Annotated in this window: 21 protein-coding genes and 1 pseudogene; 10 read left to right on the top strand and 12 right to left on the bottom strand. The window is 56.6% G+C overall.

All coding sequences use genetic code 11. From position 1 onward, the window contains the following. The 3 genes and pseudogenes from BSU04_RS01950 to BSU04_RS01935 all read right to left on the bottom strand — a co-directional run. Nucleotides 1-433 (bottom strand): annotated as a pseudogene (locus BSU04_RS01950) (IS3 family transposase); the annotation flags it as partial. Between the two features lie 351 nt (nucleotides 434-784). Continuing rightward, nucleotides 785-1,339 carry a Pycsar system effector family protein gene (locus tag BSU04_RS01940; RefSeq protein ID WP_089159007.1) on the bottom strand — a complete coding sequence of 185 codons (555 nt, stop codon included), beginning with the start codon at nucleotides 1,337-1,339 and terminating at the stop codon, nucleotides 785-787. An 84-nt stretch (nucleotides 1,340-1,423) separates the two neighbouring features. After that, nucleotides 1,424-2,365, bottom strand: a complete 942-nt coding sequence (locus BSU04_RS01935; protein WP_089159010.1) for a hypothetical protein — start codon at nucleotides 2,363-2,365, stop codon at nucleotides 1,424-1,426. Between the two features lie 163 nt (nucleotides 2,366-2,528). Here BSU04_RS01935 and BSU04_RS01930 point away from each other — a divergent pair, with 163 nt between their 5' ends. From BSU04_RS01930 to BSU04_RS01920, 3 genes are read left to right on the top strand one after another with little or no spacing between them, the layout of a single operon-like run. Continuing rightward, nucleotides 2,529-3,119, top strand: a complete 591-nt coding sequence (locus tag BSU04_RS01930) for a hypothetical protein (RefSeq protein ID WP_144021099.1) — start codon at nucleotides 2,529-2,531, stop codon at nucleotides 3,117-3,119. Further along, nucleotides 3,116-3,505, top strand: coding sequence for a hypothetical protein (locus BSU04_RS01925; protein WP_089159005.1), 390 nt, complete (start codon nucleotides 3,116-3,118; stop codon nucleotides 3,503-3,505). The genes BSU04_RS01930 and BSU04_RS01925 overlap by 4 nt, the downstream gene beginning before the upstream one ends. After that, entirely contained in the window at nucleotides 3,502-4,338 is an 837-nt protein-coding gene (locus BSU04_RS01920) for an ImmA/IrrE family metallo-endopeptidase (protein WP_089159004.1), read from the top strand. The genes BSU04_RS01925 and BSU04_RS01920 overlap by 4 nt, the downstream gene beginning before the upstream one ends. Before the next feature lie 944 nt (nucleotides 4,339-5,282). On the opposite strand, the gene BSU04_RS01915 is transcribed toward BSU04_RS01920, so the two are convergent. After that, entirely contained in the window at nucleotides 5,283-6,713 is a 1,431-nt protein-coding gene (locus BSU04_RS01915) for an IS1182 family transposase (RefSeq protein ID WP_089159003.1), read from the bottom strand. 329 nt (nucleotides 6,714-7,042) lie between these two features. Here BSU04_RS01915 and BSU04_RS01910 point away from each other — a divergent pair, with 329 nt between their 5' ends. Further along, nucleotides 7,043-7,696 carry a carbonic anhydrase gene (locus tag BSU04_RS01910; RefSeq protein ID WP_089159002.1) on the top strand — a complete coding sequence of 218 codons (654 nt, stop codon included), beginning with the start codon at nucleotides 7,043-7,045 and terminating at the stop codon, nucleotides 7,694-7,696. Nucleotides 7,697-7,874: 178 nt separating this feature from the next. On the opposite strand, the gene BSU04_RS01905 is transcribed toward BSU04_RS01910, so the two are convergent. Further along, nucleotides 7,875-8,144, bottom strand: coding sequence for a hypothetical protein (locus tag BSU04_RS01905; protein ID WP_089159009.1), 270 nt, complete (start codon nucleotides 8,142-8,144; stop codon nucleotides 7,875-7,877). A gap of 96 nt (nucleotides 8,145-8,240) precedes the next feature. Continuing rightward, a complete protein-coding gene (locus BSU04_RS01900; protein ID WP_089159001.1) occupies nucleotides 8,241-10,193 on the bottom strand; it encodes a site-specific integrase in 1,953 nt (650 codons plus the stop codon). 369 nt (nucleotides 10,194-10,562) lie between these two features. Here BSU04_RS01900 and BSU04_RS01895 point away from each other — a divergent pair, with 369 nt between their 5' ends. Continuing rightward, a complete protein-coding gene (locus BSU04_RS01895) occupies nucleotides 10,563-10,754 on the top strand; it encodes a hypothetical protein (protein ID WP_089159000.1) in 192 nt (63 codons plus the stop codon). A gap of 112 nt (nucleotides 10,755-10,866) precedes the next feature. Here the strand turns inward: BSU04_RS01895 and BSU04_RS01890 are convergent, their stop codons facing one another. Continuing rightward, nucleotides 10,867-11,133: a hypothetical protein gene (locus tag BSU04_RS01890; RefSeq protein WP_089158999.1), complete on the bottom strand. Its 267-nt coding sequence runs from the start codon at nucleotides 11,131-11,133 to the stop codon at nucleotides 10,867-10,869. Nucleotides 11,134-11,290: 157 nt separating this feature from the next. On the opposite strand from BSU04_RS01890, the gene BSU04_RS01885 reads away from it, so the two are divergent. Further along, complete coding sequence (locus BSU04_RS01885) at nucleotides 11,291-11,602, top strand: hypothetical protein (RefSeq protein ID WP_179258172.1); 312 nt, start codon at nucleotides 11,291-11,293, stop codon at nucleotides 11,600-11,602. 2,549 nt (nucleotides 11,603-14,151) lie between these two features. Here BSU04_RS01885 and BSU04_RS01865 read toward each other — a convergent pair. The 3 genes from BSU04_RS01865 to BSU04_RS01850 form a co-directional block, all read right to left on the bottom strand. Next, nucleotides 14,152-14,436, bottom strand: a complete 285-nt coding sequence (locus BSU04_RS01865) for a hypothetical protein (protein WP_089158997.1) — start codon at nucleotides 14,434-14,436, stop codon at nucleotides 14,152-14,154. A gap of 841 nt (nucleotides 14,437-15,277) precedes the next feature. Continuing rightward, nucleotides 15,278-16,237, bottom strand: coding sequence for a ParB/RepB/Spo0J family partition protein (locus tag BSU04_RS01855; RefSeq protein WP_089158995.1), 960 nt, complete (start codon nucleotides 16,235-16,237; stop codon nucleotides 15,278-15,280). A 12-nt stretch (nucleotides 16,238-16,249) separates the two neighbouring features. After that, a complete protein-coding gene (locus BSU04_RS01850) occupies nucleotides 16,250-17,419 on the bottom strand; it encodes an AAA family ATPase (protein ID WP_089158994.1) in 1,170 nt (389 codons plus the stop codon). A gap of 86 nt (nucleotides 17,420-17,505) precedes the next feature. Between BSU04_RS01850 and trfA the strand changes: the two genes are divergently transcribed. Further along, nucleotides 17,506-18,480, top strand: a complete 975-nt coding sequence (gene trfA, locus BSU04_RS01845) for a plasmid replication initiator TrfA (protein WP_089158993.1) — start codon at nucleotides 17,506-17,508, stop codon at nucleotides 18,478-18,480. Nucleotides 18,481-19,759: 1,279 nt separating this feature from the next. Then, nucleotides 19,760-20,320, top strand: coding sequence for a hypothetical protein (locus BSU04_RS01840; RefSeq protein ID WP_089158992.1), 561 nt, complete (start codon nucleotides 19,760-19,762; stop codon nucleotides 20,318-20,320). Nucleotides 20,321-21,199: 879 nt separating this feature from the next. Here BSU04_RS01840 and BSU04_RS01835 read toward each other — a convergent pair. Continuing rightward, nucleotides 21,200-21,490: a hypothetical protein gene (locus BSU04_RS01835; RefSeq protein WP_089158991.1), complete on the bottom strand. Its 291-nt coding sequence runs from the start codon at nucleotides 21,488-21,490 to the stop codon at nucleotides 21,200-21,202. 1,473 nt (nucleotides 21,491-22,963) lie between these two features. Here BSU04_RS01835 and BSU04_RS01820 point away from each other — a divergent pair. Next, a complete protein-coding gene (locus BSU04_RS01820; protein WP_089158988.1) occupies nucleotides 22,964-23,299 on the top strand; it encodes a hypothetical protein in 336 nt (111 codons plus the stop codon). Nucleotides 23,300-23,309: 10 nt separating this feature from the next. Continuing rightward, entirely contained in the window at nucleotides 23,310-24,644 is a 1,335-nt protein-coding gene (locus BSU04_RS01815; protein WP_089158987.1) for a ParB/RepB/Spo0J family partition protein, read from the top strand. Nucleotides 24,645-25,236: 592 nt separating this feature from the next. Here BSU04_RS01815 and BSU04_RS01810 read toward each other — a convergent pair. Continuing rightward, the coding region (locus BSU04_RS01810) for an IS4 family transposase (RefSeq protein ID WP_089158986.1) at nucleotides 25,237-26,385 on the bottom strand (1,149 nt) is incomplete at its 5' end.

Here is a 26,385-nt window from a genome sequence, read left to right as displayed (position 1 = left end):
CACAATTGCAAATCGGTTTGATCAGCTTCATGCCCCATGCCCAGGCGATATGCGCTCGAGCGCGCGACGCTGGCCAGCTCGCACTGTCGGACAATCGGCAGAGTCTCGTCATGATCAATCCAGCCAAGTCGGACCAGACGACTTACAAGCCGGACTTTTTTTTAAGCCAGTCCAGCTCCATCTTCAGCCGCCCGATCTCGCCATACAAACGATCCTCGCCGTCTCGTGCCGCCTCCGGTTTCGGACCGCGCTTGTTCTCAAACAACGCGCCGGCGTTAGCGAGAATTTCCTTCTTCCATTGCCCAACCATCACTGGATGCACATCATACAGCTGCGCTATCTCGTTGATCGTCTTCACGCCGCGCACCGCTTCCAAGCCCACCTTTGCCTTGAACTCTGAGCCGTGAATCTTCCTCTTTTTGCTTTCCACCATTCGCCTTCATCCACTTTCAGACCACAGCTTAAACCGTTGTCTCAAAAGCGGGGGCCACTTTAGCCTTCAAGGTGTGCAAACTCGGGATGCGACCCAATAGCTCCATTGTTGAGCGCGGGAGTCTTCCCGAACCACTCCCGAATCGGTCGTTGGACTGCATATTCTTCTTGGACAGCAGGAAACACGGCGGCGTCCGCGTAAGCTTCAAAAACCGGTTGGTCGGTGCTATCCATCACGAGCGCCGACCGCTTGGTTAACGTCTTCGATTTACTGCCCTCGTACAAACGTCCGAAACTTCCACGAAACTGCTCAACATCTTTGCGCATAATGTAGCCTCAAAATGAGAAGGATTCAGCTCGCCTTCGAAAGCGCGGTAATCAACATGACCAGCAGGACACCGAACGACGGCAGCTGGACGCGAACGAGCCACGTGACGGCATTACTGAGCAGGCGAAACTTCGATGCCACAATCGTCGCAAGGACGTGTGCCTGCGACGAGAGGTCTGCCAGGATTTCGTCCGTCGTAAGCGATGCGAGATACGCGCTGTACCCGTCGCGGCCGCCTGCGTGAGACGCGACGTCACCAAAAAACACGACTGATGGTTTTTCGTGAAGCGCGCGACCTGCGGGGGTCTGAGGCTTGAGCGCCCGATATGCAAACTGTGCTGCCACGAGCGTGGCAAGCACGGACAGCAGCGACACGAAGAGCAGCAACCACCATGCGCAGTCATGGTCACGCTTGTCCGAAAGGTCAACGAGCTTAAATCCCAACCCGCCGATGTAGGCCATGCAATACGACAACACAACGGCGATTTTCGAATTTGTCGCGTTGATATACCCGTCGAAACGCTTGATAATTTCGAGCAACAACTTCTGCTGCTCGTCTGGGGACCTCTTATCCGTCATCGTGTTCTCTGTGTTCAAGATTCGTTGGAGCGGCCGGCAGGTCGGTCCAACCATCATCCCACCCGACGCTGTAGCACCACCCTACTAAGCTGCGTTTGCGGAAGGACGTGCCAGCGACGCGGCCAGAGCGTCAAACCAGTTGCGGTCGTGAATTAACCGATCCTCGTGCGCTGACTCGGACAAAATCTCCGCCTTCGTCATTTGGGAAATTACTTCCCAGTTCGCGTGCGCGAGAACATACGTGGCGTTGTTAGTAAAGCGGCTTTCTAGGACGCAGATGCCTATGCTGGGGAATCCGAACACGACGTAGTCATCGAATCCTCCCAAGCCGATAGCGATGAATTCGGGATGGTATCTGCCTACCTCCTTGAAGCGCGCCGCGACGACCTCGCGACTCTTACCGCGACCCTTTTCGATGACGGTCTCGAGGGAGGGCCATGCCGACTTCCATGGGTTCTTCCCGGCCGGCATGAGCTTCCAGTTTAGGCGGCGCACCGGCACATCGACCGACGGGCTCAGAGAGGTGTCTAGCACCTCGAACGAGCCAAACTGCTCGAACAACATGTTCGCGGTGTTCGTAGCAGCAGCGTTCTGCGTATCCGTGCGTTTGAACGGGCCGGCAACAATGCAGTGCGCGCCACCCGGGTCAGCCGAGACAACGAACTCGATTGAATACGGCGGAACCTTCGTGCGCGGATAACGAAAGTACGGAACATCCTTGACTTCCGTCACCTCCACCTCGCGCTTACCGTGCCGCTGGTTGTAAGTCCAGCTAATCTGACGGTACGCAGTCTCCTTCGGCTGGTCACGATGCACGATATCGAAGCCGTTGGCGTTTCGGCGGCTAGCTGCGCCGCGCGCTGGGGGCAGCAGGCGCTCGCCGACAACCAGTGGGCTTGAGAAGCCCAAAGCCTCCACACGGCGAGCATGCTCGGGGCTCACGCGCACGCCGAGGTTGTATTTTTTGCCTTCCGGCAGATGCGACAGGTAACGATTGATGTCGCGCGTCTTGCGTTCTATTATCATCAGATTGTCCTCGCTCATCTGGAGCGGCGAAGCGCAAAATGCTTCGCCGATACTTGGTAAGACTCTCCAGAATGGCCGCACGGACGTCTCAATAAAAATTTTCTTCCACGGTGTCCGTAGAAGGCGCCCGGGGAGTCTTACCAATATGGGGAGTTCGGGCGCTATGAGAGAAGCCTCCGATACAGACCACCGCCTGAGTCCGGCGGAGGTCAAGATGGAACTTGAGAATATGTCGGCGGCAGACCGGTTTCGGGTCGAGCGGCTTGCGCAATATGCTTTTGCCGGAGTATCTGGCACGACTCACGAAGACTTGCTTCAAGAGGCATATATGAAGCTGCTTAGCGGAGAACGCATCTGGCGTCGCGGCTTTAACGCTGTGCCGGCGATTGCATCCGTCCTGGACAGCATGGCCAGCAATTACCGGAAACGCGAGACGAACGGTCCCATGAAGGCCGGAACGATAGTTGCGCCCAGTGAAACGATGGAAGAGACCGACTTGCTGGTTTGCAACGTCCAGCCCGTCGAAACGGTGACTCCAGAGGACGCGGCGTACGACGCCCAGCAGTTGAAGAAGCTCGAGGCACTCCTCGCAGACGACGAGGATGCGACCTTGGTAGCCTGGGAGTGGGCGATGGGACGGCGCGGTAAAGAAGCCATCGACGCGCTAGGTATGAACGAAAACCAATATGAAGCTGCTCGAAAACGGCTGCTTAGGAAAATTGAAACGATGGAAGACGAAAGGAGGAACGGATGAGCGCATCGCGCAAGCCTGAGTTCTCGTCGAGTTTTCTCGAGTCGTACATGCACGAATTGATGGCTGTGTCAGACGACGAAGTTCTCGAAGGTCAAGACGTCAACGCTATCAACGAGCGAGCAAATGCTCGTATCGCCGTTGCGGGACGTGAAGCCGGCCGTAGGCGATTAGCTGCAGCAAGGGTACGCCTCCAGAACCAGGATCGCGCCGTAGCTGCGCAGTCCTCGGCGTCACTGGAGGAGATAAAAGCCTATTTACGCGACGCTGCAAACGATGGTCGAGTCACACTGGCCGCTCGGCAACTCAGCGATATGTCTGAAGCAGACATACGAAGACTTTATTCCCAGCTAACGCAACTTCAAGAAGACCAAGGGGAAAACGAATGACCCCCGGTCAACGCGCCGAGGCGCTCATTCTTGAGTTTGGAATAGCGTCTCCGTCGGAACTTGACGTCGAAGCTATCGCGTGCGATGGGGGAATGGATGTGCGGTATGAACCACTTGATGGCTGTGCGGCTACCTTGGCAGGCATCAAAAATCACGCAATCGCAACCGTCCGTCCCTCAGGGAACCGAGGCCGCGAGCGGTTTTCCGTGGCGCATGAGTTGGGGCACTGGAATCTCCACCGAGGACAATCGTTTCGCTGCCGGGTCGATGACCAAAGTGAAAACCTCGCATCGGACGCGAAGCTAGAAAAGGAAGCCGACAGCTGCGCCGCGCATTTACTGATGCCACGGTATCTGTTTGACCCTGCCATTCGCTCGGGAACGAACAGACCTTCGTTTAAACATATTGAGGAAGTCGCGCGCGCCTTCGAAGTTAGCATGGCCGCCGCCATAATTAGAATGGCTGAGGTCGATTCTCTGCCAGTTATTGTCGCCAGCTACAACGCCCAGGGAATTCGTTGGCGAGCAGCGGCACCCCACGTTCCACGTCGTTGGCGGCTACATCAAACACTTGACCAAGACTCGTTTGCATACGACGTCGTCAGCGCTGGTAAAACCGAACGTTGCGCGGGAAAACAGTCGGCAGACGCTTGGTTTTCGAATGACGGTGCCGGCGAATATGAGGTCATCGAGCACGCTATGCCAGCTCTGAAAGGTGAGGTGCTGGTCATGTTGTACCTCACCGACGTTGAGATGTTCGAAATCTCCGTTGCAGGCCGCAAATTCGAGCAGCGCAATTACGAACCGTTCAATTTCGGGCGGGAGCCTTGTTGATTTGACAAAAAGCCAACTTTCGGAGCCTGTCAGCTTGCGCTCCCTCTGCCGAACCGAACAATCTCAGTTAGCAGCGGTATCAGAGCAAGAGCTAGCCACTATTTAAAAATATCTGTTTTAGCAACTTCTCCATTCAATCCCTATCTCGCCAGGGTGATCGCAAAAAAAGGGCGTTTAACATTGTTGCAACTCCCTTTTGACAACCGTTTCGGACACGCTTTGTCAGGCAAGGCTTAACGGCCGGTCAGGCAGCCGTAAGCAAGACTAAATCGGCCTCTCGTAACCGAAAGTAATGCAACTCAGCAATCGTCACGCATCCGCTTCGGCTGGAAGGTCGATCGGTAACCGAACTAACACCTTCTCCAGCTGGTCGAGGGGAACTATCGTTTCCAGATGGATATTCAGCGAATTACAAATTCGGCCGGATCGGCCGCGGCTTCGTGGGCATTTTTGCGGACGCGATTGCTTGGCGACGGCGTCGCACGATGGTCTTAATAGTTTCGGCTCAGCCGTGCTCTGGCATTGTTTTCCGGTCAGCCGCTATCTTGCGTGAGCAAAGTACGGCTAAGCCTAAACAAAGAATTCAAATTGCGAGATGACCCAGAAAGAACGGTTTTCGCAAGTAGCGACGGACGTCCAACTGGTGACGCGACCCGGTACATGTCCATAGTATGCGCCAGCAAAGTCGAGCTCAATAATCCATTCGGCCAGCCTCACCCACCATGTACTAAGGTCTGTTGTCTGGCGAGAGCAGACACCCGCACGCCTGCGTGAAAATCCTTGCCAACGACCGTAGTTGGCCCAGACCGTGTCAAAACGCGTAACGGCACAAACTCCGACGACACGTGCTCTCGCAACGAAGTGCGGATCATTGAATGCGGCATGCGGAACATCAATTTCATCAAAGAGGATGTGGTCAAGTCTCCGGTTGGTTGCACGCAGGCCTATGCCTGCATCGCTTTCATGACCGTTTCTGATCCGAGTAACTTAATGACTCGCTTCATGTTGTACGCAAGCACGTGCAGGCTCATCTCGGTGCTGACTCGCTCGATAGTTCGTGTTAAGAAATGCGTGGCTCCCATCCAAGCCTTGATTGTGCCAAACGGATGCTCGACGGTTTGTCTTCGGATACGCATCATCTCGGGGCTGTGGTCAAGACGAATTTGCATCTCCTCGAGAACTCCTTCGTGTTCCCAGCGTGTCACCCGGCGTTGTATGCTCGGCGTGCACTTGTCCTTTAACGAACACTGCTGGCAGTTCGAACTCCAGTAACGGTGCAACTTTAGCTCGCGCTCGATCGTCACGTAGCGCCATGTGAGACGCTCTCCCGCTGGGCAGCGATACTCGTTCGCCTCGGCATCGTAAATGAAATCGTCTTTGCTGAAGCGACCGTGAGCCGTCGCGCTCGACGTCACCGTCTTAGGAACGAACACGGTAATGCCAGCTTGGTGACACGCGAGTATCTCTTCGCTTTTGTAATAGCCTCTGTCCGCAACTGCCGTGAGTTTCTCAACGCCCATTTCCGTACGCGCGAGTTTCGCCATAGACGTGAGTTGCTCTCGATCAATACCGTTGTTGGTTACCTCGTGCGCGACAATCAAATGGTGCTTTGCATCGACCGCTACCTGGACGTTGTAGCCGACGACGCCTGTCCCCCGCGTCTTCATCGAACGCGCGTCCGGGTCCGTGAGCGACACTTGCTTGTCGGGAGCCGCGTTGAGTCGAACTTCGACTTGCTTGAGGATTTGCATTTGCTCTTTGAGCGCCGCGATCTTGTCTTGCAGCCGCTCCGTCTTCGCCTTCGCGATAGTGGGTTCTTGGCGATCGGCGGTGTCCATTTGCGCAAGATAACGGCTGATGCTTGCCTCGATATCCCGCATGCGCCGCTCCAGCTTTGCGCTCGTGAAGTTGCGGTCGCGATGGTTCACTGCCTTAAACTTGCTCCCGTCTATCGCAACGAGCGCTTCGGCGAACAGGTCCAGGCGTTGGCATAGCATGACGAACTGACGGCAGACGCTGCGGATCGCTTTGCCGTTGTCTTTGCGAAACCGCGCAATGGTCTTGAAGTCCGGTGCCAAGCGGCCCGTGAGCCACATTAATTCAATGTTGCGCTGGGCCTCGCGCTCAAGGCGACGACTGGACTGAATACGGTTCAGGTAACCGTAGATGTAGATCTTAAGCATCACCTCAGGATGATACGAAGGCCGGCCGGTAAGTGCTGGTTCGACGCCTTCAAACCCAAGCTTCTGAAGATCAAGCTCATCTACAAAGACATCGACTACGCGAACAGGGTTGGTGTCCGTCACGTAGTCGTCGAGGGCTTCGGGAAGAAGAAAGCTTTGCGTACGATTGTCGCCCTGAACAAACCGTTTCATCTCGCTCACCCCCGTTACCGGATGAGATATTTTAGCTCTTCAAAAAAGCGTTTTGACACACTCTGGGCCGTTGGCCGCCTATCAATTCCGCATTCGATGCTGAACCGAAGGAAGCCGTAGCCGACGTCAAGACGACCGGAGCTCCTCTTTCAAGCTAAGGGACGACAATCATAGCCGCCAGAATGATCCGGACATGCGTCGCGCTTAGCGGGACTTGAGGGGCAGCGTCGATCGACACCCACTCACGATGTCGCAGATAATGACGGTCAAACCGGCGATGGCGTACCGAGCCCGGTGCCCGCATCCGACATTCGACTGTGGAGAACTTCATGCGTGACATTATCGACGGCTTTCTGCGATTTCAGCGTGAGGTCTATCCGCAACGCATCGAGCTTTTCCGTCAACTCGCGACGACGCAAAGCCCGAAGGCGCTGTTTGTCACCTGCTCGGATAGCCGTGTCGTGCCCGAGCTTCTTACCCAGCGCGAACCGGGCGAACTATTCGTGATCCGCAACGCCGGCAACATCGTTCCGTCCTATGGTCCAGAACCCGGCGGCGTCTCGGCCACCGTCGAATATGCGGTCGCAGTGCTAAAGGTGCAGGACATCGTGATCTGCGGCCACTCGGATTGCGGTGCGATGGGTGCAATTTCACGCTGTACGTGTCTGGATCATCTTCCCGCGGTCGCTAACTGGCTTCGTCATTCGGACGCCGCAAAAGCGATCAACGCAGCACATCAATTCGACACGCCTCGCGCGAAGCTTGACGGCCTTGTGCGCGAAAACGTGATCGCGCAACTGGCGAATCTACGCACGCATCCATCGGTGGCGCTCGCGCTCGAGCAAGGGCGCATGAATTTGCACGGCTGGGTCTACGACATCGAAATGGGTCGCATCGATGCGCTCGACGGCGAAACACGACGTTTCGTTCCACTTTCTGATTCGCCGACCACCGTTGCAGTCGCTGCGCGACAAGAGAGATAGATTCGACGCCAACAGAGGTTGAGCGTGGTCGAATCACCTCCAGAATACGTTCGCCCCAGCCAAAGTTAGCGAACCGGCATTGTCGCTGTTGGGCAAATTTCGGCGGTATAGCGTCGTCCTGTTGCCTGTGTCCGAGCACCTCATAGGCCGATAAAAAGCCGTTGAGGTCAGTTCTAATCTAACGTTCATTGTCGACGACATCGCCGAAAAGATCGGACGTCTTGCCGCTTGGTTGTGACATCGGCATTTTGCCACTCCGAACTCGACTTAGCGTTTCGTGCGGCAACCAAGTTTCTTCGATGGCGTCGATACCACGCTCGATCATCTGCTGCAAAAAAAACGACTGCTTGTGCCCCGTCGTCTCGGCCAGCAAGCGCAGTCGTTGCTCGATCTGCGGATCAATGCGCACGGCGACAACTATCAACTTGTTTTCGGCGTTTCTTCTCACTGTGAACTCCGGTGGTGCATCCCATTCGCGCTCGCGCATCAGCGCCGTCCTTCTGGCATTATTGCTCGACGTCGGCGACGTCGCAGCACACGCGTGCTAACCGCCGTCTTCTGAATAGTATTGGGCCGCCGCATCGAGCATGCGCTGCCGTTCGGCGCGCACATAAATGGACGTTGTCTGCAGCGAGGCGTGGCCGAGAACGCGCTGGACGACGTCGATCGGCATGTCCCGAGCAACGGCCCTTGTACCGAAGGTATGGCGAAACGCATGCGCAGAGGTGTCCAGCAAGTGCGCATGGGCATCGTGCGATAAAACACCCTCCCGTAACAACTCACCGGCGAGCTGCTTCATGCCGTGCCGCACCAGCCGCGCGAGCGCATCCGGGGCATACGCCTTCTTCGCTTGCGCACGATCATCGCCATCAGATTGCACTTCGGTCGGGTCTTCGCCCCGGTCGCCGTCTTCATTGCCGTGCTTGGCGCGGGCGGTCAAAGTCGCGGGGATCACCAGCGGGGCGATCAGCGGCGCATCGTCCTGAGCCGCATGGAAGTTTTCACCGCGATCAATCCAGTGCGCGCGCAACGCGCGAACCGTCGCCGCACTCACCGGCACCGTCCGCTGCCGGCGCCGCTTGCCGACCACGCTCAGTGTCCAGATCTCAACTTGCGCTGCTCCGCCCTCCCCCGCTTTTTTAGCGGCGCCCGCCAACGTCACTTGACGGATTGAGCGCAGATCCTGGCGCCGCGCGTTCGCCGCTTCTTCGCGACGCAAGCCCGAATCGCCCATCAGCAAAATCGCCGCGCGCGCGGTTCGCCACTGTCGCACTTGTTCCGGCGTTTCGTTGAGCAGTTGATTCCCGCAGCGCAGATCGAGTGCCCGGCGCACAAGCGCCCAAAGATCGGCCGACAACGCACGGTCGACCTGCACGGAAACTTCCTTCGTTACCGTCGCGGGATCCGTCACCGCGCTCCACGGATTCCCTGCCAGATAGCGGACAGTCGTCAACCATGCAAACGCCGCGCGAATCGCGCGCACCGCATAGGCCTGGCTGTCGGCCGACAAGCCATCGGGCGTAAACGGTCGCCAACGGCCGCTCGCCCGCGAGCGTTTCGGTCCCACAAAACTCGCCACCGGCGCTTTCAAAAAATCCTTGTACGCCTCGCAGTCTTCCACCGTCATCGACGAGAGCGCAACGCCTCGCACCACCACCAGCCACAAGACCAGACGTTCAATCTCTTTGGTGTACACGCGCAGGGTCGGTGACCGGTCGCGATAGCGATTCAGATACGCGTGGACCGCGGCGAGATCGTGCTGCGCGCGGATAAACGCGAACTCGCGCGCACGATTGCTGCCGTGCTCACCCGACAGCGCTGTCGGAATCGCGAGCCGCTCGAACGGCGCCAGTAACGGTGCCTCGACCGTGCCGCCGATTACGACCACGTTATCCAGATCGGAGGCCGGCGCGAGCGGCCGGGTGTCGACATCGGCGTCGATTTTCGCGCCGAGCGTGCGCTCGTGCCGGCGCAGCCAGGCGACCATCACCCGGGCCCGGTGCGGTCCGATGCGCGGGACCGAGCGCCACCAGCTTCCGCCGTGCGAATTGCAGTAGGCGATCAGCTGACCCAGCGTGTGGATGCCCTCTCCCACCAGTCGTTTGGTCACCAGCGGGCGAAACCACAGACCGAGGCCATGATCGGGCGCGGGCACGGCGGCCGCCAAGGTGGAGGCCTGCTCGACCATGCGCAGCGTCACGGCGGTGAGCTTTGCGCTGCCGTGCTGCTTGATGGACGCTTTCAGGTGGGTGGCGAGCACTGCGGAGCCATGGCGCAATGCGAGCTGCACCAGATCATCGAGCATCGTGCGCAGAAACCGCTCCATCGCATCGGGCGTCGCCGCCTGCGGCGAGACCGCGCGGTCATCGGGATCGTAATAGCGGCGCGCGATGACCGCAGGCGTGATGTGCTGAACGAACGCGCGCAGCGCCGTGAAGTCGGTGCGACTGTAGGTTCGGGGAGCGGGCAACGCGAGTTGCTGGGTCTGGTTAGCCAAGCGCCCTCCCCGCTGCGCCGAAGACGCCGGATCTCGCCGCAAACCTCGTTTTAAAGCAGATCATTAGCTCAGAGCTACGTGTAAAGTCGAATACCCCCGATTTTACGCATTAAAAACTTATCTGATAATAACAATTATCAGTTTGGATAACTATCTATCTAGTAGAAATATTTTTTAAGCGCAATGAAGGTGCTGCAATGAGTGTCCTAAAGCCGAGATCACCGCGCCTTCGCAGAAGCAGATCGTTATGGATTTCGGCCTACGGCTTTGGCCGGGGCAGACGGCACAACGGCGCCGTCCCGTCTGAGGCGTTTCGCGAACATTCGACTACTCCGATAACGAACGGTGATACTCAGTTATCCCGATCTAATGATTGAAGCCGCAGTCGATGGTCTCGGCGTCGCCTATGTATTGGAACATGAGGCGGCGGCCCATATCGCAACCGAGCGTCTAGTCAGCATACTGGAGAACCAGACGCCGCCCTTCTTTTGCTTTCTCCTCGCCTACCCTTCCCGCAAGCAGGTCTCTTCTCTTTTGACTGCGTTTTTGCCTCGCCTATGAGCGCGATGATCCGCGAAGGACAACGCCATCGTGACGGCGGCGTGCCCGCTCCGAAGTGGTAGGTCCGCCTCGATAGATGGATTCATCGCGAAGAAATGCCAGCCGCTCAAGGCTACTTATCTTGACGCCGGCGACGCGCCGGCACTGAGGTTTTCTTCAGACCAGAATTCAACCTTTCATCGCACCACATTTCAGACCAGACCCGTGCGTAGTCGATAGCCTGCTGTTGAGTGGGAAACGACTTAAGCTCATCGGATTCAAACGCGATGTGCGGCTCTTCACCCGTTGACGGCCTGGAGACAGTTGCTTGTCCGATGAACTCCGCCTCGGAGACGGTGAAGCGACACTCGATACTGAACCCGCGATATTCGAATCGCATGTGCCCTCCGAACGGGAAGCAGCAGTTAAAGGTATACGTTCGCTCGTAACAGATCGGCGTCTCCCGGCAAATTTATGTGTTCGATCGCACACATAGCAGGCGATTAACGCGGAGCCAGGTTGAGTCGTGTAGATACTGTGACTATCGGGAGGAAATTGTGGATATTGATCGCATAGCGTTTCAAGGCACGCTTTCTCTGTTTCTGCGCGACCGGCCTCGGGGCACCACCGTGGACTTGAACGAATTTACCGTCGCCTATTGGGACGGGCGCCGTGTCGCCGGCGCGCATCTGCGGCATGACGGAAGCGGGCGACTCGACGAAGCATTCGATTTTGATGAGCGTATGTGCGATCAGTTGCAAGATGACTTAGTCGCATGGATGGGCAACCCGCGCTATACGGTGCATCCCGAGCTAGACGACTGGCTCAATGGCGAGCGGCAGTCAGATGCGAGCGCCGATCGCCACTGAAGCGTGCAAAGCACGATTCCTTCGCTCCAGATTCTCGGTGGTCTTAAGGCCACCCTTGCTCTCCGGTGTTCGCGCGTTGGATTCCACAGCTGGTCAACGCCCTGCTTTTGCTGCACGATCGCCATGCCGATCTGCCACCTGCCCGCTGCAGGAGCTGTATGACCACTGATGCTTCGATGGTGTTGACAACCGAATCGACCATCTCGGCGTGCAGACACGACGCTTCGCTCTTCGAAGCACCCTTTGCACGAAGCCTCATCCCTCGGATAGGCGCAATGAGCAGTCCGCCGTTATGCGAGATGTGAACTCCGGCAGACGTCATCGAAAGCGGCCGCCGCGGGGACTCAACCAGCCCTATCGGTCTTTGCACGAACAGCCAGGCTTGCTCGAGTGAGAGGTTGGCTGCCCCTCTTAAACACGAGGATAAGTGAAACGATGTCAGGCGGTCGGAATCGCGAAAGGACATCTTGATGCTTGATGTGCGTAGCCGGAGCCTACCGTCAAAATCGCAGCCGCCTAATCCAATGCGCTCAGGCCGATTGCGCAGTCGTTAGTTTGGGGCCAGTTCGCGGCGTCGCCATCGCCGTCTGCGGCTCCCGTCGCAGATCACTCACTTGTTCGATACCGTTCTTTAAAACCGATTCGCAAAACACCAACCGCGATCGGTAGTAGTCGGCGTGTACCTGTGCATCGAGGATTCGTTGCTCAGCTTGGAATAGCTCCATGCGTAACTCTGGCAACGCTTTTTGAGCCTGTTGCTCCACGGTAGGCGCGTAGCGAGCCGCCCAACTTGCTAACCATCGCAGCATGTCTGATCTCCCTGAGTTGCCACACGTGAGACGTTGGTGACTGCGCGACTCTTATCAGGGCGCCCTACCCCACGATCGCAAAACCACCGTTTCACGCCTCTGACTAAACATACCAAATATTGTGACGAATGCGATGGGTGTCAGGCCGATAAAAGAGCGCGTGTTGCGGAAATGCCCCGCCTTCGCGGGCAGTGGCTAAAACGGCGCAGGTCCGTTGATCGCTTTCTACCGCTCCGCCCCAGCGCCGGAGATCACGTTAGGGCGCAAGAAGCGCGCGATTTTTACAAATTACGTATCGATTGATACGCTTTGGCGGTTTTGCGGAAGGGTGTTTGGTTTCCGTACTCGGCGGCGCTACCAATAAGCGCTGTTCCGCGCGTGACAGTGGTTCGCCGTGGAACATTTCGCGTGGGCGAGCGTTAGCCGTTGATTATCCGAAGGTTTTCGCCACGCGCAAAAGATTGCGAGTGTTCCACGATTCCGCAAAGTTGGTGCGGGGGAGCCGGTATAAGGGGCCTTGCGCGGCGTTATTCCTTCACGATGCGCGTCGGTTGTCCTCCACCGCCCGGGCAACGCCAATCGCCCGCCATGCCTATCGCGCCGCAAGGTTAGCTACTGGCTCAACATGCCGCGTCAATGCACCGATTCTTTCGCCGCACCCTCCTTCGTCCTAGAAACATGCCCCCTAGAGCACGCGGCAACGGTCCATAAATTTGACAATACCCCCAGAATGTCGCGTGTTCCAAGCAGATCTGGATCTGCCACCGACATCAATGATAGTCATCTTCGCGCCGGGGCCTGACTGCGAGAATCCCGACCGTTTTTCATCCTCGATTTCGAACAGGACAACGTAGTCGGATTCGCCAAAAGAGCGGACGAGCTCGGGCAGATAGGGATTGTTTGGGTCGGTTTTCCGGCAGGTAAGAAAAACAATAAAGTATGTCCGCACCCTTCCGGATCACTTCCAACGCCAAACCGGCGGCAGACTTATCATGTTCTAGAGGGAAACGATATAGACGAATAAGGTTCGCGCGAGCTTGGCCGGTATAGCGAACCCGATCGCTCAATGATCAGCTTTCGATTTCTGCGCCGCTGCCAGCGTGACTCCAAGCTCCGTATGGGGCTCGACCTCCGCGAAGTACTCGCCCGTGCGCCGGGCTTCCTCGCAAGATGCGAGGCCTCGCGCCACAATCTCCCGTCGCTGTTGACGATTAGCATCACTTGAACGCAACGATTCCTCCGTTAGTAGTGACAGACTCTCGCCCTCGTTCAAGACACTTTCAGCCGCTTGCCAAAAATTCCGGATTGACGCGGAGTGATGGAAGCGATGGCTCTCTTCATAATGAACCGGATGTGTTGCATTTGCAGGACATACTCGTAGCACAATCGCCGTTAAGCAGGTGATGCAGATTGTTTACAACGTGCGTTCGACCGACGAGGAGGTGTTTTGATGATCGGCTCGCAAGGCCCCGCACGGCTTGAGTATCGACTAGTTTGGCGCTCACCTGCTGGCGGCCGCCCGTTTGGGTGGCCGCGCCGCTTCGCTAGACTCGTGGCCGGCGCCTGAAAGCTGGCTGAGCAGTTCATTCCCTCCTCAGCCAACGATCCGTCACATCACTATCCTTCGCTCGATCGCGTGCGAGGGTGCTCGAACTGGGCAACTACAACAGTTTATGACTGGTCAGGCATACCGATATTTCGCTTCACAGTTAGTCTCGTGACTTCACGACCGCTCGACCGTCAATGCGCGCCGGAAATCGGTTTGGGACCTCTGCGCCGACGATGCAGAATGGCGTAAATCGTCAGGAGGTGCTGTTCGCCGATCGCATCAGGGGCCACTGCTCCCGGCGCCCACCGTCGAGGTACTAGGCCAAGACGGGGCGTGACCATCGACAAATAGGGCTTGTTGTCGCCGATAGCGCACGCGCGCGCGGCATCTTGCACTGCGCCCTCTCCTATCGTGTCGATCAGCCACCGCAACACCTGACGATCCTGCTCGTTACGTACCCGTACGCAGTTCTCCATGCCATCCTCGCATGCTGTATGTTTGTACAGTACTTGAATGTCGCGTCTCGCTCGTGACAACAATTAGGCGTTTTCCGCCTTCTAGCCTTTTTAGGGTCGCAAAAGAGCGCGCTGCAAGGAGCCGAGTTGTTACGAATTGCAGCTTCGCAATATGGAGTAGGAATTGTGCATAGTAACCATTCATCTGACCTTCTCCGCTCGCCATCGACGGCGAAGCGGCCTTAACGCGACACAGATATGGGTCGCATCTTCGGCGCTGAATGCAGGATTGGACATACGGCAGTGAAGCCAACGAGTCCTCAGGGGCGATTATTTCCTGCAAAGACCGTTGAGTTTTCAGCGAATCGAGCGGCTGGGGACTTGCATCTTTTAGCGGCCCGGCCTTCCTGTCGATGGCTTAGGTATCTGGCCACAGATGGAGACTACGTCGTGAGCGAACCGACTGCTTGAACCAGCTAATTTGAATTCGATAGGGCGCGAAGCGCTAGGTCGTGACGTGCAGGTGTGATCGAACCACAGCGCAGCATCAACGTGATGGGACTATGAGTGTTCACGCGCCCTTCACTTTCCACCCGCGCGGAACACTTATTGATTTGCTCGTTGTTTAGCTGAATCAGATACCTGCACCAATGCCCCGCGATATCTTTGATCTTCGTTTCGATGAAAAAGCGCAACGATCGCCGCCCTACCCGCACGATACGGCGGCTGATCGGATTCAATTGGCGGGACGCGAATTCGCGTCAGACGTTCTTCGGATCGAGCCGTCATACAAAACTGGCTCGAAACCGTTAGTGCCGAAAAATCGAGCGTGCATCGCATCAAACCGTCCGACTCATAGAGTTCACCCGGGTGAACTCTTTCCTTGAAGCGACGCCACAAAAGACCGCAGTGACTCAATGCCTTCAGCCGAAAGCGCGGTTTTATCTATCTCTATCGTCACCTTAAGCCCCGACTCAATCCATATCCCAGCCGGAAAGTTCACCCGGGTGAACGGTTTCTCTGGTTGATTAATCAGTGACTCGAACACGGCGCGCGCGTTGAGTCCTTTGTTTTTGACGGTCTTCGCAACCTGCATGACTGCCGGTGCGTCGGCCTCGATAACTTGCCGAAGTTTTTCGGCCCATTTCGGTTGAATATCGTTCGGGGAAGCAAACGCGTCGATCACGGCTCTAGGAAGATCAGCGAGTGCACTGTATCGACTGACTAGCCCTTTTGTCTTCCCTAGAACGGCGGCGATTTCCGACCAGTTCTTATACAATTTCAGATCAATGCCTCGCTTGTAATGCAAAGCGAGTTCATAAGCCGAAAGATCTTTTCTCTGCTCGTTTTCCCGGCTCATTTCTTCGAACAATTCCTTGTCCGACATGTTCTCCTGGATGACCGCGAGAACACTAAAGCCGAGCTCGAGACAAGCCCGGTGCCTCCGATGTCCAAATACAATCTCGTACGCGCCATCGCCGATCGATCTGACTTTGATCGGCTGGACATTAATACCCGAACTCGCGATCTCTTGTTTAAAGCCTTCAAAAGAAGGGCCCGAAAACGACCCGTCTATTCGATTCGCAAACCTCGAGGGTTTTATTAAAGTCGGGTCAAGTTCACGAGTAGGAAGGGAGCCCTCAAACAAAGCAAGCTTGCGTTTCGCATCATTCAGATCTTTCTCGATCTTGTCGAGCTCTCCCGTGAAATCCGTAACCGCGTTCATCGCGACACGGGGTGCTCTCCGTTCGAATCGTGGCAAAAGACCTGGATCGAGCGCCGCGGCCGCCAATCGCGCCGCTTCCTCTTTTTTGCTTGTCATAGTGAACCCTCCTTAATCAATCGCCCAAACGCGTCGAATCTGCGCTTCAACTTGATCGATCGCAGCATCGTAGGCGACCCGAGCCGTCTGATATGTCTTTGCGCTGCCCGTGTATTTTGTGATGTCATAAACCGTCGAAAATTTGGTGCCCGATGAACTAGATACAACTGTCTTTGGAATTTCGCCGGTCATGAGTTTATCCCCGTACGCGACTTTGACCCATTCCCGAACAACACTCTCATTTACGTTCCCTTGACCTTCGGTCATGCAAAGCAGAACGTTAATAAACTTCCAAACTTTCTCGCCACCGGCTTGTTCTGCAATGGAAGTAGCCAAACCGGAAAAAAGCGTCCAGAACTGGCTGGAACTGGCAAAGTCCATCCCACGCGGCGGAATCGGCATTATCAGACCGTCGGCCGCGAAGAACGCGTTCAGAGACAAATAAGAGAGGGTAGGGGATGTATCGATCAGAATGACGTCGTATTCCGAACGCAGGTCTTCGAGCCCTTTGTTGAGGACATCATAAAATCTGAAGCCCGGTTCTCGCTTCGACTGCCGGCTTGGGATATGGAATTCCGCCGCAAACGCGACCGGACTGCAACCCACCACATCGAGGCCATCCCAGTAAGTCGACTTAATAGCGTACCTAAGCGATGTTTCGTCACCGGCGCAAAGCGGTAGCACGGTGTTTTCTTCCTGAACTTGAGTATCTGGCAAGTATCCGCACAAACTCGTCAATGAACCCTGAGGATCCAGATCAATACACAACACCTGATACCCGAGAAGCGACAAGCCCTGGGCCATGCACATCGTAGTGGTTGTCTTGCTCACTCCGCCTTTGCTATTCCCGGTAGTGACCACTACGGCGCGATCATCAGCTTTGCGCGTATAAGACCGCCCGTACGCACGGGTCCAACGACGCGCTTCGGTGAGCGTAAAATCGCGTTTGGCCTTATTGATTTCCTTGCCTGCCGGAAGATCGCCCTTTGCAAGCCTTCTCATTAACGCACTTCGATCAATCCGGCAAAGCGCGGCAAGTTGAGTAACAGAAAAGGTCGGTGCTTTTTTCAAATAATCCGGGGAGAAAATGCTGTTTCGGACGCGCTCAACTACATCAGCTACCCGGTTTGCTTGGTCTTCGATATCGGCAATCGTGTAACCGGCGCGCAGGGGATCTATCATTAGGCCATCCGATCAAAAAATGTTGTTGTAGTGTTAAAAGGTGATCGGCACTAGAATACTCGATCACGAGCACCTATCAAAGTCGAATGAGCCTAAAAAAATCATCTAGCCTCATTTCGCCGGAGTTTTTTGGCGAAGAGAAGGGCAGCGAGACGACTGTGCCGAAGGAATCGGCACTGGATATTGTCGTGCGGCTCGAGAAGTCGATGGTGCTTCGCAGAACTGCACCCGCCGAACAACCGCGCCCCCCCACCCGTGTTCAGATTCCACTATGGTCGGAAGAGCATCGACCAGTTCTCCACGACCTGGTCCGCTCTGCGCTGTTCACGTGCGGTCAGAAAGATGCGCGCATGGACTTAAAAGCCAAGCCAATTTATGCGCTCGAGCATATCAAGATCACGTACACAGGCGAGGAGCTGCGGCAGCGTGACTACGATGTCTATCTGCAGATCCTCCATCTATCCAGGGGCGTCACGGTCGATAGCCGACAAGAATGGGTGGAATTTGACGCCCGTGCTTTAGTAAAGCTACTCGGTTGGACCCAAAACTCCCGCAGCCTGCTTGAGCTGCGGGAAACGATACGGCGCCTCACTGCGTGTGCCCTCGAAGTCACACGCGCTCGTACTAAAACAAGTGTCCCAGTGGTTTACGGTGGCCCGCTGTTGCTCAAGTACGCGGGTGCCCAGGAAGGTAGCTTCGACGAAGTCACGTTTTGGAAAGTACAGATCAATACTGAGGTTGCGGCACAGCTTAAGCCCGGTGACTACACGAGGATCGACTGGCAAGTGCGCTCTCAGTTATCGCCTCTGGAAAAATGGTTGCACGCCTTCTATTCAACCAACCAGAACCCCTATCCCATGAAAGTCGAGACAATTCACAAGCTTTGTGGGTCTCGGATGGCCGAGATCAAGTTCTTCCGCCGTGCGATCAAGGCCGCACTTACCCGACTGACCGAGGTGGGATTTCTGTCCTCGTGGCAAATTGACGATACCGACAAGGTTAAGGTGACGCGAAGTCAAATGCTCACCTCTGACGCCGTAGGCGCTGCCAAAGCCCTCTGACCGGCAAGCTATCACCTCGCGCGGCAAGCTTCTGTCTCAGTCAGATAATCACTGTGTTGTCGTTGGCGGGTGACTAATTGACTAGATTCACAGCCGTAATACGTGCCTCGGCTAGTCAAATGATCACTAGGCTTGCTGAATACGGTTACTCAACCCCTCGGAAACGACGATTCATTGTCGAAAAAAGGCGTGGCTGGCGCAAACCCCTCCGCTTCGAGCGTCAAACGGTTGTGCAAAGCACGCTAAGTCAGATACACACCGCTCAGAGTCAGATAGTCACCGAATACAGTCGATTGGTCACCCAACCCAGTCAAATAGACACCTAATATAGTCAGATACGCACCCACCTTCTTTCTAACATATTGATTTTGTTGCAAAAATAAACCATTTTGTCGACTACTAGAAGGTTTTAAGAAGGTCTTAAGAACTTCTTTAGTTCGCTCCGCGATTTTCGACAAAGATCACCAAACCGAAACAAGCCTCTCCCAGCAAGCATCTCAGCGGAATACGCTGGCTTTCAAAGGAGCCCGGAACCGGTCGCAGCCTAGAACGAAGTCTTATAGTCACCAAGCGAATTGATAACGTGATGCCTGAGGTATTCTCCGCCCTCGTGAAGTCCTCTTATCATCGACAGAACCACGATGACGTTACGGAACGCAGGGTAAGGGTATGTTCGGCCTGGGTATCAGACGCTCGACATCCGCGGGTCAATCCTAACGAACACAGTTTCGTCGCACAGCCATGCAGATCCACCCGCCAACCGCAAACACCGCGGCTATCAACGCGCAGGGCTCGCTTACTTCGAAGCGGTCCGCCAATGCAATAACGCGGCATTCGGCGACAAGAACACAACTAACAGTCTGCAATGAAATCATCCACCGATAAAGCCCGACCCATACCCCAACGCTTACCTGCCGGCCACTGCCGGCGTGAGCGGTCAGCCGCAATTAAGGACCTGCCATCGGCGGCTGAAAGCCGCGGCCGAGCGGCTCGCTCTGGCCGCAACCGATGATTCGTCCGATTACTGATTAGTTTCAGTCAGCCGACCGCAACGGCGTTCCAAGATATGTAACAACTGCCTCCGCCATTCCGAGGACTTCGCAAAGTTGCGAAGCTCGATAGCGGGGCAGGGTTCGGTACGCCATTGCCGTTATGCAACAGCATTTGGTCACCCCAACGGCAGAGTCCTTCTCTGATAGATCGTATTGTACGGATAGCATTTCCACCATAGGATCAGCCCAATTCAGTTCACGTTGCACTTGTCCGTGACTTCAAGCTCATGCCCGACAAGGCCAGTCACGAAACCACCCGCATCGTCCTCGCCCTCGACACCGCGATCGCCGCGTTCAGGGCAAGGGAGCCCACAGGCCTGCGCGCGCTCGATGCCGCCAGCAGCCTGATAGGCGAGCTCCCGGCCGACGTCGCAGATCGCGACGCTACAGTCCGGCGAGGTGGGCAGGGGCGCGGGCCACGACGACCCGATCGGGTCGAACTCGCTATCCTCACTGCACTCACCGACACCTACGGATCCGAGAAGCTGACCAATGCCTCGCTCGGCTATGCGCTGCGCCTTGTCGCGCGCCACGGGGGCGTTTCCCTCGTGCAGAGGGTGCTCTGGGGCGAGTCGGCGTCAGACGCGCAACTCGCCGCGACGCGGGCGGCCTTCACACAGATCTCGTCGTCCTTCAGCGATACTTTTCTTGCCGACGCCAAAGAGGTGATCGCGGGGTTCCTGTCTCGGCCACCGGGCGAAGCGAAGTCACCAAAGGATAGCGATGACTGCGTCGTCACGGTGACTAACGGCGATACCGCAAAAGATCTCGCGGCGGTGCGCCCATAAGTGCAGTTGCGGCTATCGGCCGGTCCTACTACGATCCGGACGCGGGCGGTTTTGCGGCGACGCCGTGGGCGACGGACCGGCATCTGCGTGGGATGCTAGACGGTCTTGTCAAAATCGCGACCGAACAAGGCTCGCCCCGCTTGCAGACCATTTAAGCGCCTGGGCGCGCAAGCACGGCGAAACTGAAACTAACGGCAGTGATCTGCAAGGCGGTGACTGAAGTGTTGACGCTTGCAGCAGCATCACGCGCGGCAGCGCATCGATCGGGCGATGGTGTTAGCCGTGCGTGGCGAGCTGGCTGAACCAGGATTGGATTATCATGTTTGGCGGAACCAAACACTTTTACACTTGGGAAGCGGGGGGCTTCTTCAAGACGTACGCGCCGGTTTTCATGAAGCGAAGGTTTCGCGGTTTGATGCCTACGTTGACGAGTTGATGAGAGCTATTGGGATTCGCCATCAACAAAAGAGATGGACCCTGCGACCTCCTGGGACATCGCGTTCCCTGCAGCACCCCCACCGTGCAACCGGAGAGGGAAGGTTTGGCACTGTTTGGCCCGGTCGAGGCACGGCGCAACCAATCCGCCGAGACAGGGCAGGGGGAAGGACTCAAGCGCTTCAGTTGCCTGTTGCGAGACTCTCGCCTCGCCGCAGCATGGATCAGCTGCTACGGTCCAAGGCAGCCAGCTTCGAGCGCGCGGTACCCGGTCGACATTGCAGGCCCGGCACTGTTGAAGATGGGAGAGAACGTCTCATAACGCTCGCCTCGCTCGGCCTTTGAAAGGTTTGATTGGTCCCTCTTCAGGCGGCCAGCAATCTGCTAAGTCCAGGGCAAGGCAGAGCGATCGTAGATGGTGGCGACTTACGCTTTTATCTGTCATCAGTGATAAAAGGAGCCATACGTTATGCTTCTCAATTCTAAAATAGGAAATTTCGACCTATCCGCGGCAGAACCAAACCAAGTAGCAAACGCACTGGTGAAACTCAGTTTAACTCGGCATCTAACCAATGCAGTCGCGAGCTTGACGATCTCGGTATCGAATTCTACCGAGGCACGCAGGTCTTCCCCAAAGCTCGCGAAGAAGTCGGTGGTTTCACTATTATTCATGCGGCCCATCACTGCCGCTTGATTGAACAGAGCGCCGAGCAGGCAGAGTAAGAAACGGATCATGTCTGGACGTCCGCGCGTCGTCGCGGCTTCGATAGGTAAGAGGGGAGGAGCAAACGTGCCCGATCGCACTTTCTCCCGGATACGAGCAATCTGTCGGCCTATACGGCCGCAGGTAAATTCAAACGCTCTGCGATATCAGCTCGAACAACCCGCGTCCAGCATCGACACGATCTGTTCCTGGCCTGCCTTTATGACGCCATCCCGCTCACCATTTCGCATGCCAAATTTTGCTCATTCTTCAAACTGACTGAAATTCCGCAGGATAAGTCGTAACAACGATTGGTGGCGGCTCGAACGTCCCTCGCCACCTTGGGCTTCGCAAGCGTTCGCTGCCCATACCGCACGCCTAGTATTGCGTCGTCTAACACGCTCAAATGCGCCACACGTTTGCTGACATCGCGTCGAAGCGGCGTACCACATGCGAACTTCTAGTGGAAGCGACTCCCGTGAACCACGAATATCTCTGGTTTTATCCTTGTGCCTTGATGGTCAATATTGTGAATAATAATTCCATGACGACATTGGCACACAGCGACCCTTCTCAGATTCACTGGACCGTCAAAAACCAGAGCCTTCGATGTCGGACACCGTGCGGTTGCGCGTCTATCGGACCCTCACTGAACTGATGCCTAACCTCGGCAAAGCGCCGAACGGTACACACTTTGCACCCGCACGGGAAGCAGGGGACGTGGCAGTCATTGCACGGTCGACGAGACCGCAGACGGTCACCGGAACCTCGATATCGCTCACGACCATGTGTCCCGCGGCACGCATCCAGAGTCGCAGATATGTTTGGACGTCGATCCCCATCAGGGCGGGGCGCGTGTCACCTGTTTTCAGGAAGGCTGCCACTACAGCACCGCTGGCCAGCACACGGGCACGTAATCGGAGCGAGTGAATCTGTATGCGGCTAACTGGCTCGCAGTCTTTAACACGCTCGGCCGCATTTTCGAACCGATTGAGCTGGCGCAGTACGCCTGAGACGAGGAACAGCATGCACACCGTTGCAATCGCAAACCAGAAAGTTCGGCGTAGGCAAGACAACCACCGCGCGGCGCCTGTCCTTCACGCCATGCAGGAGGGTCTGGGAACGCCGGTCGTCGATCTGGATCCCCAAGCAAATCTCACCGGAACGATGCGGTACCGCCTGATGATCAATTCGGCAGAGGTCCCGCACACGAGCCGCCGAAATTGGAACGACGTTGAACTATCGCCGATCGAGCGTTCCTGCAGCTCGCAGCTGCTTTTTGAGAACTAAGAACTGCCGCGACCGATCGAGATTGCTCCGGGCGATTGCCTACTCGGCGGTGCCGACCTCATCGAAATATTGGGATGGTCGCTAGATTGCGCCTAAATACGCACGCTCAACGCTCAAGAATTTGGCCGATCAGTACGATATATGTGTCATCGACATACCGCCGACCATGAGCAATCTGCTCGTTGCCGGAATCATTTGTGCCGACTTAGCCGCTGATGCCGTGTGACCTTGACGAAGACGCCACCAGCGGCCTGCTGGACCTTACGCAGAAGGATCGGATCAATGCCCAGGACTCCACTCGAGATCTGCAGTCATTTGACGTTTTTCTAAACGAAGTAAACAAGCGAAGAGCCTACGACCAGGCCGAGCTGATTTCGCTTCGCCAGAATTGGGCCGACGCGATTCTGTGCGTCGAGCTGCAGGAGTGGGCGGCGACGAAGCTCGCGAAGGAGCATCCGGTCTGGAAAAACCCGCGTGGTGGCAGCGACAGACGCGCCGCGACCGAAATGCGTTCGGTTTGCGACAATCTGTTCAAACGTATCGGTCTTTAAAGGAAGAAATATGCAGCTCAAAAGTGGCGGAAGACTGACCAGCTTTTCCCAAATGTCGAAAATGGTACCGGGGACCGCGCTCGCCGCGGCCATTGAGGAGGCAACAGGCGCGATCACTCGGGAAATTCCTATTGCGGACATTATTGTCAAGCCACAGGACCGCGTCGATTTCAGCGACATCAAGGCATTCGCAGAGCATCTGAAGCTCGTCGGACATGTTCACACAGCCATCCTTGTGCGAGCCATAGACGGAGGTACCTATGAGCTGATCGGTGGCGAGCGGCGAGTGCGTGGCAGCACGCTGAACGAGTGGGAAGACATCCCGGCCAAGATATTCCCCCCCGATACCCCCGATTTCATGATCCGGCAATATCAGGTGTCGGAGAACGTGGATCGCAAGCCGCTTTCGGCCAAAGAGACTGCAGTGGGGCTTGCAGGTGATGTTGAGCGTTTCGGCCGTGAGCAGGCGGCGAAGCTTTGGACGACCCCGAGCGGCAAGCAGCGCAGCGCGTCGTGGATCTCAAAACACCTTCGCTTTCGCAAATACGGGCTGATCACGCGCGAACTGTTTGAGGCTGGTCTGTTCGACGACATTGAGGCGGCGAACAAGATGGACGACATCGAAACAGTCAGTGCTGATACCGCCCACGAGCTGGCCGATACGATGAAGGCTGGGGAGAAAATTGGCCGGGTCACGCTCGACGCTCGGCTCTCGCTGATCAAAGGCGGCGCCCATGTCACCGCTCTGCAGCCCGCCGCCTCGACATCACCCGTCGAGGCCACCACCTGCGCTCCGCACACTGGTCCAAATCTGGACGTGGGCTCGGATCCGACGGGCGCTACTGGCGACCGCGCAACTACCGACGTTACGCCCCCGCCCGAGTTTTCCCCACTGACGATCGCCGGTCAGCAAACGTCGGAACCGATAGCGGCCCGGCAACCGTCAGCGGCTCCCCGGCCGAAACAGGCGCTAGCAGACAACGCGGATCCTAGGAAAACTGTCGTTTGGCGAGTAGAGGAGCTATACGAAGTCGGGACCGATTCGATCCATCGCCTTCGCCAACTTCAGGCGGATTTGACCGCGGCCGGCATGAGCCGGGACGACGCCGATTGGCGGTTGTGGGTCGCTTTCGTCCAGCTCGCGTGCTCCGCGCTAGTTGGAGTAGGTAACGATCGAGCCGAAAAAATGATGAACAAGTTGGTTGATGAGCTAAATTCAAAAAGCCCGATTGGGCTTCTGAATGCGTTGCATCCGAGCTGCAAGACTGGGGTGTTACCCGACGATTTTAGGTACGATTCGGAGCGTCAGATTCATCCTCTTGCGCCTAACAATTGGGCGCTTTAACCGGGATGCAAAAGGGGGTGGACGCCCCTTTTTCATGCCCACCCACCATATCGTCTCGGATATTCAACTTGGCAAAACATTCCGTCGCATATCAAAGAAATTCACGGCGCTTGATACGGCCATGCGTGAACAGGCTCAGTCTTATGGCGGCATCTCTTTGCTGAGAAAAGCCGGGACATCGCCTACGCGGTAATCGTTGACGGTGGACCGCCGGCGGAAGTGGCCAGACTATACGAGGTGACCAAGCGGCGGATTCGCCAGATAGTGCCCCGCTACTACCAAGCGATTCTGACGATGAACACACTGGAGGCGAACTCGCGGTTCTATGGCTGAATCACAGTTTCGGACTCCAAAATATTATGGTCAAACCGCTAGAAACGATCCTCGCCAAATCGCGGCGTAAAAAGGTTCCAAGGCAATTCACACCGCCGTTGCCTCCATCATCAAAGCACTTGAGACTCCGTCGAGCAAGCTGGAATGAAATGAGGGGTTAGTACAAGAATATGAATAGATCGAACAAGTATGCAGTCACTCACTGCGCAGGACAAATCCGGGACATTAAAGCAACAAAAAGGTCCCTCAACCCATTCCATTACACACAAGTCTGATGCTCAAGCTCGCGTACGTATCTGATGCCAGCAGCGAAGTCCACCACTCGCTGCATGCCTTGCCAGATGGTTTTGACGCCAGGCTCGCCGTCGCCTTTGCGCGCGAGGAAGCCGCCGAGCATGGCGACGAGCCGTACTACTTCGTTCAGCCGCGGCGGTTTGTCGGGCGGGGTCTTCTTGTTGAGGATGAAGGCGGCCTTCCATTCATCGGGCTCGAACAGCAGTCCGGCATCGAGGTCCGGGCAGGTTCGGCCTAACCGCATGAGACGAGCGATGCGCCACGCCACCACCATGAACACCGCCAGCGCCCGCTCGATGCGCTCGATCGTGCTCAGCTGTAGCGCCTCGACTCGGCAACCGTTCTTCAGCACATGAAAGAAGGTTTCCACCTCCCAGCGGGCGCGATACCAATCGATCAACTGCGCGGCCTCGGCCAGATCCGGCACGTCGCGATTGGTCAGCAATCGCCATTCAATCGGCGTCACGCCGGCGGGCGCGTTTATCTCGCGCGCGACAAGGCAGTTGATCGACACGACGCCTGCCTCGGCATCGGGCAGATCGATCCGCCGACTCCAGATTTGCTGATGAACCTGCCGCGCCTTCTGTCGCTGGCGACCATGCAACATGAAGCGGATTTCACCCAGCGGCTCAGCTTGCGCGGCGTGATCCCAGAGCCTTTGACCCTCGGGCAACACGCGATTGTGCTGGGCGCGAATCAGCCAGTCCGCTGGGCAGCCGAGATCGCGCGCCCGACGCATCAGCGCAAGAATGTCCGACTCCCGGTCCGCGACGTACACCAACCGCGTTCCCGGCAGATCCGCCGCTTGCTCGGCCACTCGTTCGTATCCTTCAATCCAGCGCGTGCTTTCCTTCTCGCCGCCACGCACACCATCGGTGCCCTTGCGCTCACGCGCCCACATCCAGGCATTGAGCACGCCCAACGGTTCACGCTGCGGCGTGACCGCATAGGTCGCGTGAACGTACATGCCGCGCTGCGCTTCATACGACAACGGCCCCAGCCCCGTGATGTCCTGACCGTTGAAGTTCAACTCGGTCGTGTCATCCAGGCACAGCACCACCTCGCATGCCCGCATCCGCTCGCTCGAGCTCTGCCAGTGTGGCTCCATGACGTC

Source organism: Caballeronia sordidicola (genome assembly GCF_002220365.1).
Taxonomy (GTDB): Bacteria; Pseudomonadota; Gammaproteobacteria; order Burkholderiales; family Burkholderiaceae; genus Caballeronia; species Caballeronia sordidicola_C.
The sequence above is the reverse complement of the archived record's forward strand: the minus strand, read 5'-3'. Positions and strand labels throughout refer to the sequence as shown.

Coding starts and splice junctions, on each gene's coding strand:
- BSU04_RS01940 (WP_089159007.1), bottom strand. CDS start 1,339: ATGACGGATAAGAGGTCCCCAGACGAGCAGCAGAAGTTGTTGCTCGAA.
- BSU04_RS01935 (WP_089159010.1), bottom strand. CDS start 2,365: ATGATAATAGAACGCAAGACGCGCGACATCAATCGTTACCTGTCGCAT.
- BSU04_RS01930 (WP_144021099.1), top strand. CDS start 2,529: ATGAGAGAAGCCTCCGATACAGACCACCGCCTGAGTCCGGCGGAGGTC.
- BSU04_RS01925 (WP_089159005.1), top strand. CDS start 3,116: ATGAGCGCATCGCGCAAGCCTGAGTTCTCGTCGAGTTTTCTCGAGTCG.
- BSU04_RS01920 (WP_089159004.1), top strand. CDS start 3,502: ATGACCCCCGGTCAACGCGCCGAGGCGCTCATTCTTGAGTTTGGAATA.
- BSU04_RS01915 (WP_089159003.1), bottom strand. CDS start 6,713: ATGAAACGGTTTGTTCAGGGCGACAATCGTACGCAAAGCTTTCTTCTT.
- BSU04_RS01910 (WP_089159002.1), top strand. CDS start 7,043: ATGCGTGACATTATCGACGGCTTTCTGCGATTTCAGCGTGAGGTCTAT.
- BSU04_RS01895 (WP_089159000.1), top strand. CDS start 10,563: ATGATTGAAGCCGCAGTCGATGGTCTCGGCGTCGCCTATGTATTGGAA.
- BSU04_RS01890 (WP_089158999.1), bottom strand. CDS start 11,133: ATGCGATTCGAATATCGCGGGTTCAGTATCGAGTGTCGCTTCACCGTC.
- BSU04_RS01865 (WP_089158997.1), bottom strand. CDS start 14,436: ATGGAGAACTGCGTACGGGTACGTAACGAGCAGGATCGTCAGGTGTTG.
- BSU04_RS01855 (WP_089158995.1), bottom strand. CDS start 16,237: ATGACAAGCAAAAAAGAGGAAGCGGCGCGATTGGCGGCCGCGGCGCTC.
- BSU04_RS01850 (WP_089158994.1), bottom strand. CDS start 17,419: ATGATAGATCCCCTGCGCGCCGGTTACACGATTGCCGATATCGAAGAC.
- trfA (WP_089158993.1), top strand. CDS start 17,506: ATGAGCCTAAAAAAATCATCTAGCCTCATTTCGCCGGAGTTTTTTGGC.
- BSU04_RS01840 (WP_089158992.1), top strand. CDS start 19,760: ATGCCCGACAAGGCCAGTCACGAAACCACCCGCATCGTCCTCGCCCTC.
- BSU04_RS01835 (WP_089158991.1), bottom strand. CDS start 21,490: ATGATCCGTTTCTTACTCTGCCTGCTCGGCGCTCTGTTCAATCAAGCG.
- BSU04_RS01820 (WP_089158988.1), top strand. CDS start 22,964: ATGCCGTGTGACCTTGACGAAGACGCCACCAGCGGCCTGCTGGACCTT.
- BSU04_RS01815 (WP_089158987.1), top strand. CDS start 23,310: ATGCAGCTCAAAAGTGGCGGAAGACTGACCAGCTTTTCCCAAATGTCG.